Raw genomic sequence first — 9,258 nt, forward strand, 5'->3', positions numbered from 1 at the left:
CCCCTGGGTCGGTCAGCGGATCGAACGGACGCCGTACTGGGCCCGGTAGGCTTCCAGCGGCTGGCGGTAACCCACAAGTTCCGGGTTGCCGGAGGCGAAATCAAGCAGATCGGCCAGCGACGCCACGGCGATCACCGGAATCCCGGCCTCTTCGGCCACCGACTGCGCCGCCGAGCGGCGGTCGGTTTCCGAGGCGATCTCCTGGCGGTCCAGGGCTACCACGATGCCGGCCGGGGTGCCGCCGGCAGCGCGGATGATGCCCAGCGCTTCGCGGATCGCGGTACCGGCGGTGATCACGTCGTCGACGATCAGCACGCGCTTGCCATTCATGTCGGCGCCGATCAGCTGGCCGCCTTCGCCGTGGTCCTTGGCTTCCTTGCGGTTGAACGACAGCGGCAGGTCGCGGCCGCGCTGGGCCAGCTCGCAGGCCATCGCGGTGGCCAGCGGAATGCCCTTGTAGGCCGGGCCGAACACCACGTCGTACTTGATCCCGCTGGCATCGATGGCATCGGCATAGCAGGCGCCGAGCTGGGACAGCAGCGAACCGGAGTCGAAACGGCCGGCGTTGAAGAAATAGGGGCTCAGCCGGCCGGACTTGAGGGTGAACTGGCCGAAGCGCAGGGCGTCGGCGGTCAGGGCCAGCTGCAGGAAACGGTGGCGGTGGTCGCTCATCAAAACTCGATTCATCTTCATTTGGAGCACAAATCCTAATCCAGCTGGGCGTTTCGCGCTCGTCCGGCCCCGCGTGAAGGCTGTCGCGGCGCTGCCTGGCGGACTGCGCAGCCCCACGGGCAACCGGTATGCTTGCCCGGTTTCCCGCCGCAGGTCCCCGCATGCGCATCATCAGTTTCAACGCCAATGGCATCCGTTCCGCCGCGACCAAGGGCTTCCTGGACTGGTTCCGTGCCCAGGACGCCGACGTCCTGTGCATCCAGGAAACCAAGGCCCAGGAAGACCAGCTGACCGACCCGATGTTCCGTCCGGATGGCCATCACTGCTTCTACCGCGACGCCATCACCAAGAAGGGCTACAGCGGCGTGGCGATCTACAGCAGGCGCGAGCCGGACCAGGTCATCACCTCGCTGGGCTGGGCGCCGTTCGACGACGAAGGCCGCTACATCGAGGCGCGCTACGGCAATCTCAGCGTGGTCTCTTTCTATATTCCCTCCGGCAGCTCGGGTGACCTGCGCCAGGGCTTCAAGTTCGAAGTGATGGAATGGCTGCGCCCGATCCTGGAGGAGTGGGCGCGCAGCGGCCGCGACTACGTGCTGTGCGGCGACTGGAACATCGTGCGTTCGGCGCTGGACATCAAGAACTGGAAGTCCAACCAGAAGAATTCCGGCTGCCTGCCGGAGGAGCGCGACTGGCTCAACGCCCTCTGCGCCGACCATGGCCAGGCCACCGATGTCGCCGCCGGCCGCGGTTGGGCCGATGCCTACCGCCTGCTCAATCCCACCGGGGAGGATTACACCTGGTGGAGCAACCGCGGCGCCGCCCGCGCCAACAACGTCGGTTGGCGCATCGACTACCAGTTCATCACGCCGGGCCTGCGCGACAAACTGCGTAGCTGTTCGATCTACCGCGACGAGCGCTTCTCCGACCACGCCCCGTTCACCGTGGACTACGACCTGTGACCGAGGCCGCCACGCCGGTCAGCTACAAGGGCTGGGCAGGCATCAAGCGCGCCTTCGGTACCCCGTCGGCGCTGACCATGGCCATGCTTGGCTTCGGCAGTGGCCTGCCGTTCCTGCTGATCGCTTCGCAGACGCTGTCCACGCGCCTGCGCGACGTCGGCCTGGACCTGGGCAGCATCGGCCTGATCAGCCTGGCCAGCTTCTTCTACCTGCTCAAGTTCCTGTGGGCGCCGCTGCTGGACCGCTATGCATTTCCGCTGCTGGGCGCGCTCGGCCGCCGCCGTTCGTGGCTGCTGGTATCGCAGGTGCTGGTGCTGGTCGGCCTGGTCGCACTGGCCTTCGTGCGGCCGGAAGAGGGCGTCTGGCCACTGGTGATGTGGGTGCTGGTGGCGTCGTTCGCTGGCGCCACCCAGGACTCGGCGGTCGATGCCTACCGTATCGAGATCGCTCCGCAGACCGCGCAGGCCGCGCTGGCGGCCACCTATACGCTGGGCTACCGGATCGGCCTGATCCTGGCCGGTGCCGGCGCGCTGTACCTGGCGCAGTTCGAAGGCTGGATCGTCGCCTACCTGGCGATGGCTGCGCTGATGCTGCTGCCGATCGTCACTACCCTGCTGTGCGCCGAACCGGAGCGCCCGGCCACGGCGGTGCAGCGTCGCATCGATATCGCCGAAGCCTTCGTCCAGCCCATCTCCAGCTTCTTCAGCCGTAATGGCGTGGCGTTGGCACTGGTGCTGCTGGCCTTCGTCGGCCTGTTCAAGTTCCCCGATCAGGTGATCGGCGTGATGGCCGGGCCGTTCTATCTCGATTCGGGGTTCGACAAGGCCGACATCGCCACCGTGTCCAAGCTGTTCGGTGTATGGATGGGGATCGGCGGTGCGTTCCTGGGGGGTATTGCGGTGGCTGCATTCGGCTTCCGGCGCATGCTGCTGGTGGCCGCACTGGGCGTGGCGATGTCCAACCTGGCCTTCCTGCTGATGGCGCACAACCCAGGCAAGCTGTGGGCGTTCTATGCCGCGCTCAGTGCCGACAACCTGTTCCAGGGGTTCGCCGGCACCGTGCTGGTAGCCTTCATGTCGTCGCTGACCGACCGCAACTTCACCGCCACGCAGTACGCGTTGCTGGTATCGCTGGCCAACCTGCCGGGCAAGTTCATCGGCGGTGTCTCCGGATACATCGTTGAAGCGACGTCCTACAGCACGTTCTTCATCCTCAGCTCGATCACTGTGGTGCCGACCCTGCTGCTGCTGGCCTGGCTGTGGCCGCGGATCGCCGACCGCGGGCCGCCGCCGGTCGCCTGATTGCCTGCCCGCCCGGACTGCGGGATCATCGCCCCCGACGCGCCGAGGGGGCGGTGCCTTGCGAACGGGGAAGTGAGCATGGCCGACGTTGTGCTGCGGGACCTGGACCCGCTGCTGCTGGAACGTATCCGACGTGTCGCGGTCGCCCGCGGCTGGACCCATGAACAGACCTGCGCCGCCTTGTTGGAGCAGGGCCTGTTCAGCAGTGAACTGGAGGTCCGCTCCGGTTTCGGCGATCCCGAAGTGGACGCCCTCTCCGATGCGATCGCCGCCCTGCAGGCCTTGCCCGCAGGGCAGGGCTTCGATTAGCGGCTTTGTAGAGCCGAGCCCACGCTCGGCTGCCCGGTGAATCCACGCCGTGCGTGGATGGCGCCACCTCACGCCAGGTGGATTGCCCCCAGGATCCGCGGCCCCTTGGCTCCGGTCACGCTCGGCAGGTTGCCGGCCAGCCCGTCCATCGTCCGCTGCGCCAGCCAGGCGAATCCCATCGCCTCCACGTACTCCGGGTCCAGCCCATGCACCGCGCTGGACTCCACCTGCACCTCCGGCAGCCGCGCCGCCAGCCGCTTCATCAGCTGCCGGTTGCGTACGCCGCCGCCACAGACCAGCAGGCGCCGGGTCTGCGGCTGCTGCGCCAGCAGCGCATCGGCCACGGTTGCCACAGTGAGCTCCAGCAGCGTGGCCTGCACATCGGCAGCGGCATATTCGCCTTCCTCCATGTGGGCCTCGGCCCAGGCCAGATGGAACTGCTCGCGCCCGGTGCTCTTCGGCGGCGGCAGCGCGAACCACGGGTCCGAACGCCAGCCGGCCAGCAGGCCCTCGTCCACCGCGCCACTGGCGGCATACGCGCCATCGGCATCGAAGGTACGGCCGGTGTGGCGCTGGCACCAGGCATCCATCAGCGCGTTGGCCGGGCCGGTATCGAAGCCGCGCACCGCGCCTTCGCGCGGGATCAGGGTCAGGTTGGCGATGCCGCCCAGGTTGAGCACCGCGCGGTCTTCATCGGCGGCACCCAGCATGCCCAGGTGGAAAGCCGGCATCAGCGGCGCACCATGCCCCCCGGCCGCTACGTCGCGACGGCGGAAGTCGGATACTGTGGTGATTCCGGTCAGTTCGGCGATGCGGTTGCCGTCGCCCAGCTGCACAGTGAACGCCGGATCGGCCAGCGGGCGGTGTCGCACGGTCTGGCCGTGCGAGCCGATCGCGCGCACCTGGCTGCGGTCCACGCCGGCTTCGGCCAGCAGCTGGTTGGCAGCCTCGGCGAAGTTGATCGCGATGCGCGCATCCAGCTCGCCGAGCTCCTCCAGCGAGTCCAGCGGGCCGCCTTCACCCAGCGCCACCAGTCGCGCACGCAGCACCGGCTCCCAGCGGGCGGTCAACCCGTGCACGAAGCGGCAGCCACCGTCGGCGGGAAACTGCACCAGCGCGGCATCGATGCCGTCGGCGCTGGTGCCCGACATCAGGCCAAGATACAGGGGGGCGTCAGCGTCGGCAGTGGTGTTCATGGCGGGCATAAAAAAAGGACGCGGCAAGCTTGGGCTGCCGCGTCCTTGTTCGTCAACGCAGCGCGCTCAGCCTCGCTTGCGGCCGGTCGACTGCTTGTCCTTGGCGCTGGCCACCTCGGCGGCGGCCTCGTCGCGGCTGGTCGGTGCCGGGCTGGCATCGGCGTAGATCAGCTTCTCCATGCCCTGGATGCGGGCCATCGCTGGCGCGGTCTGCGCGCGGAAGGCGACCAGCTCGGCGCCCTTCAGCGGCTCCGGCGGCGGCATGGTCACGGTCAGCGGGTTGCGGTGTTCGCCGTTGACCCGGAATTCGTAGTGCAGGTGCGGCCCGGTCGCCAGGCCGGTCGAGCCGACATAGCCGATCACCGTGCCCTGGGCCACGCGCTGGCCGGTCCTGATGTTCGCAAAGCGCGACATGTGGCCGTACAGGGTGGTGTGGCCGCGACCGTGGTCGAGGATCACCACATTGCCGTAGCCGCGCTGCACGCCCGCGAACTGCACGCGGGCATCGCCGGCGGCCATGATCGGCGTGCCGGTACGCGCGGCGTAGTCCACGCCCTTGTGCATGCGCATCTTGCCCAGCACCGGGTGCTTGCGTGCGCCGAAGGTCGAGCTCAGCCGCGCGAACGGGATCGGCATGCGGATGAAGCTCTTCTTCAACGAACGGCCGTTGATGTCGTAGTACTCGGACTTGCCGTTGCGGTCGAAGCGGAAGCCGGAATAGGTCTTGCCCCCGGTGGTGAAGGTCGCCGCCAGGATCTTGCTGGTGTCCACCTTCTCGCCTTCGCGCCAGGTCTCGTCCATCACCACGCTGAAGCGGTCGCCCGGCTGCAGGTCCTTGGAGAAGTCGATGTCGTACTTGAAGATGTCGTCGGTCATCGTCGCGATCGCCGACGGCGACAGCCCGGCCCGGCGGGCCGCGGCATACAGCGAACTGGTGATCTCGCCGCTGGTGACCACGGTACGCGTGGAAGTCTCGCGCCGCGTCACCTTCTCCTTGATGTCATCGCCGGCCAGGCTCAGTTCCACCCGGTTGTCGGCGTCGCGATCGAAGCGGATGCTGCGCAGGTCGCCGGACAGCGGCATGTCGAAGGCGATCTCGGCGCCCGGGCGCAGCTTGGTCAGCGCCTCGCGCGCACCGGGGTGCTCCAGCACCCGGTGCAGGGTGGTGGCCGGAATGCCGGCTTTGTCGAACAGGTCACTCAGGGTCTGGCCGCGCTGGATGCGCAGCACCTGCCAGCTGTCGCCCGGCACCTGCTGCTGGCGGGCCATGGCCAACGGCGGCAGCGGCAGCGCCAGGCTCGTGTGGCTGTCCGCGTAAGGCGCATCAATGGTGTGCGAGAAACCGGGGACGATCGTCGCCACCAGGGCGCCGATGGTCGCAAACAGGCTGGCGTGCATCCAATGGCGGCGGGTCCAGCGCTCATTGAAGGCGGCGGGAAGGTGTTGCCTGAGCTTCCGATGCAGGGCGTTGTCGTGCAGGACGTGAAGGCGTTCCTGGAAGCGCTGCTTGCGTGCGCGCCCTTGTTCGGAATTGTGCATCGGCGGTTTTTTCCTGGCAGCCCGGGAGCGCGGGCCTGATCGCCGGTTACCATAGACACCTGAGAAAACCGCGTCAAACCCTTGTGCCCATTGGCTTTTGTGAAGCCAATCGGGTTAACTTTGCTTTAACACCCCACACAAGAATCGGCGTTGCCGGGAGTAGTCACGTGTCCTCGATTGAAGAAGCCCTTGCCCTGATCGGCCGCGGTGCCGACGAGATCCTCAAGCTCGAGGATCTGCGTGCGCGCCTGCAGGAAGGCCGCCCGCTGCGGATCAAGGCCGGCTTCGACCCCACTGCGCCCGACCTGCACCTGGGCCACACGGTGCTGCTGAACAAGATGCGCCAGTTCCAGGACCTCGGCCACCAGGTCATTTTCCTGATCGGCGACTTCACCGGCATGATCGGCGATCCCTCGGGCAAGAGCCTGACCCGCAAGCCGCTCAGCCGCGATGACGTGCTGGCCAACGCCCGTACCTACGAGGAACAGGTGTTCAAGGTGCTCGACCGCAGCCGTACCGAAGTCCGCTTCAACTCGGAGTGGTTCGGCAAGATGGGCGCGGCCGACATGATCCGCCTGGCCGGCCAGCACACCGTGGCACGCATGCTCGAGCGCGACGACTTCGCCAAGCGCTATGCCGCCCAGCAGTCCATCGCCATCCATGAGTTCCTGTACCCGCTGGTGCAGGGCTACGACTCGGTGGCCCTGGAGGCCGACGTCGAGCTGGGCGGTACCGACCAGAAGTTCAACCTGCTGATGGGCCGTGGCCTGCAGGAACACCATGGCCAGAAGCCGCAGGTGGTGCTGACCATGCCGCTGCTGGAAGGCCTGGATGGCGTCAACAAGATGTCCAAGTCGCTGGGCAACTACATTGGTATCAGCGAGCCGGCCATCGACATCGTCACCAAGACCATGAAGGTGGACGACACCCTGATGTGGCGCTGGATCGAGCTGCTGTCCTTCGACATCAGCCAGGCCGAGGCCGTGCAGCTGCGCGAGCAGGTGGCCAATGGCGGCCTGAACCCGCGCGTGGTCAAGCTGCGCCTGGCGCGTGAGCTGGCGACCCGTTTCCACGACGCCGTGGCGGCAGAGCAGGCGATTGCCGGCTGGGAGGCGGCGGTGACCGGGCAGGGCGACATCACCCAGTTGCCGCTGCAGGATGTGGCGATCCCGGCCGAAGGCCTGCGTATTGCCGCGTTGCTGACGGCGGCCGGCCTGACCCCGAGCAACTCCGAAGCCAACCGCAAGCTCAAGGAGCGCGCGGTGAAGGTGGACGGTGAAGTGGTCGAAGACGGCCAGCAGGTGCTGCAGCCGGGCTTCGAAGGCCTGCTGCAGGTCGGCAAGCGCACCTTCGCCCGCGTGCGCCTGGTCGCTGGCTGAGAAGAAGGAAGGGCCGGCGCCAGCCGGCCCTTCCTTTTGCTCTTGTAGAGCCGAAGGCAACGGCAGGAGCCGTTGCCTTCGTCGCGTGCGACGGCCCGTAGGGGGCCGGGCAGGAAGCCCGGCATAGCCACGCTCGGCTGCTCTTCACGGGATCCTCCCGCGGCGCGGCGCATGAACCGATGCAACATCCGGTGAAAAAAATCGCCACACCCCCTTCACAAATGATCGGAATGGGGACATACTTCTCCTCCCCCGTCGCAGGGGTCGCCACCAAGGGGCTTCAGCGACAACAGGGCGCCCACCACCGCCGAACGAGATGATCGAACGAAGGTGTTGACGGACTGAAAAAGTCTGGCATAATGAGCGGCTCGCTACGAAGGAAACTTCGCAGCACACGGGAACGGCGCTGAGGCCGCTTCCCCGGATCTTTGAAAGTATGCGCAGGTATCTTGTGAAGGCGCCTGCAGGAATCAACGCCAATGGTGCGGAGATCTACCGCTACATGAACTTCGACCAGATCGAGGAATACCAGGACGTGGCCAGCACGGTCGCTGCCTGATGCGGTAACGGAAAACCCCCGGCTCGCGCCGGGGGTTTTTTTGTGAGCGGACGACGCATGGTAGTGCCGGCCGCTGGTAGGCAACCCGTTGAAACGAAGAACCGCAGGTGAAAGCCGGGTTTTTCATTGTGCCCGGCCAGGTGGCCTAGCCCATCCGCCTCGCGGTGAGGGCCTGCTCGTGGGCGAGGTCCTGCTGGGCGACCTGCTGTGCCTGCGAAATCTGCTCGGCCTTGGCGAGCGACTGTTCTACGGGCGTATTGACGGCCTCACTGATTGGAACCGACGCCCGCAGGTTTACTGGATTGTCGAGCGCTCCCTGCACAACGAACATGCGAGAGGCTGGGCCATCGCTGGGTGAATTGCCCAGTACAACGTGATCGACGCGTTCCAGGCCGCTGCCCTTGGCCGCCGCAAGCAGGCCGGCCGTCACGCGCTCACTGGTTTCATCGAAGCTGCGTGGCCGCCGCAAGCAGGCCGGCCGTCACGCGCTCACTGGTTTCATCGAAGCTGCGCCCGTGCCTGGCATCCACGGCGGATACACCCTCGCGAATCTGCCGGTAGAGCGCATGGTCTGGATGGCCTTCCTTCCTGGGATCCAAGCCTGCCCTGTCCAAGGTTGATTCAATGCTCTCCTGCAAAGGGGTCCTGGGAGAGAAAGCGGGATTGCTGAGAGAGGGCGAGCCCTTGTCGGTTGCATCCTGGATCAGTTTATCGCCAGGCCTGAGCGCATTGCGGGCCCGCTGCTCGGCTTCAGCTTCGTGGCGGGCGTATGCACCGGCTTCCTCGACACCGCGCAGGAAATTGATACCGTCGCGCAGCAGACCGGGCCCGCCGCCGACAAGCACGGTCGCACCCGCACGTAGTTGATGAACATCCCTGCGGTAGTCGGCAATCCGGCGCAGGTCCTCAGGATCCGTAACGCGCGCCTGTGGATTGTCCAGTACAGATTGCACCGGGCCCTTATCGGTCATGCGATCAAGGAAATGAACCACTCGATGGGAGTCGCCCAACTGGACCGCCACCGCGGCGGACATGACATGGCCGCTCTTCATCCCGGGTGTTCCGATCGAGGCGATGCGCTGGCCGTGCTCGGCGTTGCGCAGGATCTCCAGTTCCCTGGGCAGCGCATACATCTCGACCTTGCCGTAATGGGGACCGCCGGCACTGACCAGGTCGCCTGCCATCACATGGTTGGTGAAGGGTGCCGCGTTGGCTGGCTGGCCTTCAGGAAGGCGATATGCCAGCCCGGCGGCACCGTAGGGATTGAACGCGTCGCCGGGAAGGTTGTAGTGGTGTGCAGTGATCTGTGCGAGCGCGCCGCCCAGGGAGTGGCCGGTGACG

General features: G+C 66.5%; 10 protein-coding genes. 5 read left to right on the forward strand and 5 right to left on the reverse strand.

Going from position 1 to position 9,258, the window contains the following annotated elements; translation table 11 throughout:
• Positions 1 to 12: 12 nt before the first annotated feature.
• The gene (pyrE, locus tag PEM_RS20125; RefSeq protein ID WP_005420471.1) at positions 13 to 672 is read right to left on the reverse strand and encodes an orotate phosphoribosyltransferase; all 660 of its coding nucleotides are present in this window, start codon (positions 670 to 672) and stop codon (positions 13 to 15) included.
• Positions 673 to 833: 161 nt separating this feature from the next.
• Here pyrE and PEM_RS20130 point away from each other — a divergent pair, with 161 nt between their 5' ends.
• From PEM_RS20130 to PEM_RS20140, 3 genes are all read left to right on the forward strand, one after another.
• Positions 834 to 1,634: an exodeoxyribonuclease III gene (locus PEM_RS20130; RefSeq protein WP_069140053.1), complete on the forward strand. Its 801-nt coding sequence runs from the start codon at positions 834 to 836 to the stop codon at positions 1,632 to 1,634.
• The gene (locus PEM_RS20135; protein ID WP_053500327.1) at positions 1,631 to 2,935 is read left to right on the forward strand and encodes an MFS transporter; all 1,305 of its coding nucleotides are present in this window, start codon (positions 1,631 to 1,633) and stop codon (positions 2,933 to 2,935) included. Before PEM_RS20130 ends, PEM_RS20135 begins: the two co-directional genes overlap by 4 nt.
• A 78-nt stretch (positions 2,936 to 3,013) precedes the next feature.
• Positions 3,014 to 3,244 carry a hypothetical protein gene (locus PEM_RS20140; RefSeq protein ID WP_005420465.1) on the forward strand — a complete coding sequence of 77 codons (231 nt, stop codon included), beginning with the start codon at positions 3,014 to 3,016 and terminating at the stop codon, positions 3,242 to 3,244.
• Positions 3,245 to 3,312: 68 nt separating this feature from the next.
• Here PEM_RS20140 and PEM_RS20145 read toward each other — a convergent pair whose 3' ends face one another.
• Positions 3,313 to 4,440 carry an anhydro-N-acetylmuramic acid kinase gene (locus PEM_RS20145; protein WP_111128952.1) on the reverse strand — a complete coding sequence of 376 codons (1,128 nt, stop codon included), beginning with the start codon at positions 4,438 to 4,440 and terminating at the stop codon, positions 3,313 to 3,315.
• A gap of 66 nt (positions 4,441 to 4,506) precedes the next feature.
• Positions 4,507 to 5,979, reverse strand: a complete 1,473-nt coding sequence (locus PEM_RS20150; protein WP_111128948.1) for a peptidoglycan DD-metalloendopeptidase family protein — start codon at positions 5,977 to 5,979, stop codon at positions 4,507 to 4,509.
• A 167-nt stretch (positions 5,980 to 6,146) separates the two neighbouring features.
• Here PEM_RS20150 and tyrS point away from each other — a divergent pair, with 167 nt between their 5' ends.
• A complete protein-coding gene (tyrS, locus tag PEM_RS20155; protein ID WP_005420460.1) occupies positions 6,147 to 7,358 on the forward strand; it encodes a tyrosine--tRNA ligase in 1,212 nt (403 codons plus the stop codon).
• A 436-nt stretch (positions 7,359 to 7,794) separates the two neighbouring features.
• Entirely contained in the window at positions 7,795 to 7,917 is a 123-nt protein-coding gene (locus tag PEM_RS20575) for a hypothetical protein (protein WP_276117373.1), read from the forward strand.
• Between the two features lie 145 nt (positions 7,918 to 8,062).
• Here PEM_RS20575 and PEM_RS20160 read toward each other — a convergent pair whose 3' ends face one another.
• Both PEM_RS20160 and PEM_RS20165 read right to left on the reverse strand, forming a co-directional pair.
• On the reverse strand, positions 8,063 to 8,347 hold the full coding sequence (locus PEM_RS20160) for an XVIPCD domain-containing protein (protein WP_240431568.1): 285 nt from the start codon (positions 8,345 to 8,347) through the stop codon (positions 8,063 to 8,065).
• 13 nt (positions 8,348 to 8,360) lie between these two features.
• The coding region (locus tag PEM_RS20165) for an XVIPCD domain-containing protein (RefSeq protein ID WP_162911610.1) at positions 8,361 to 9,258 on the reverse strand (898 nt) is incomplete at its 5' end.

It is taken from the genome of Stenotrophomonas sp. Pemsol (assembly GCF_003586545.1).
GTDB classification, from domain to species: Bacteria; Pseudomonadota; Gammaproteobacteria; order Xanthomonadales; family Xanthomonadaceae; genus Stenotrophomonas; species Stenotrophomonas sepilia.

Coding starts and splice junctions, on each gene's coding strand:
- pyrE (WP_005420471.1), bottom strand. CDS start 672: ATGAGCGACCACCGCCACCGTTTCCTGCAGCTGGCCCTGACCGCCGAC.
- PEM_RS20130 (WP_069140053.1), top strand. CDS start 834: ATGCGCATCATCAGTTTCAACGCCAATGGCATCCGTTCCGCCGCGACC.
- PEM_RS20140 (WP_005420465.1), top strand. CDS start 3,014: ATGGCCGACGTTGTGCTGCGGGACCTGGACCCGCTGCTGCTGGAACGT.
- PEM_RS20145 (WP_111128952.1), bottom strand. CDS start 4,440: ATGAACACCACTGCCGACGCTGACGCCCCCCTGTATCTTGGCCTGATG.
- PEM_RS20150 (WP_111128948.1), bottom strand. CDS start 5,979: ATGCACAATTCCGAACAAGGGCGCGCACGCAAGCAGCGCTTCCAGGAA.
- PEM_RS20575 (WP_276117373.1), top strand. CDS start 7,795: ATGCGCAGGTATCTTGTGAAGGCGCCTGCAGGAATCAACGCCAATGGT.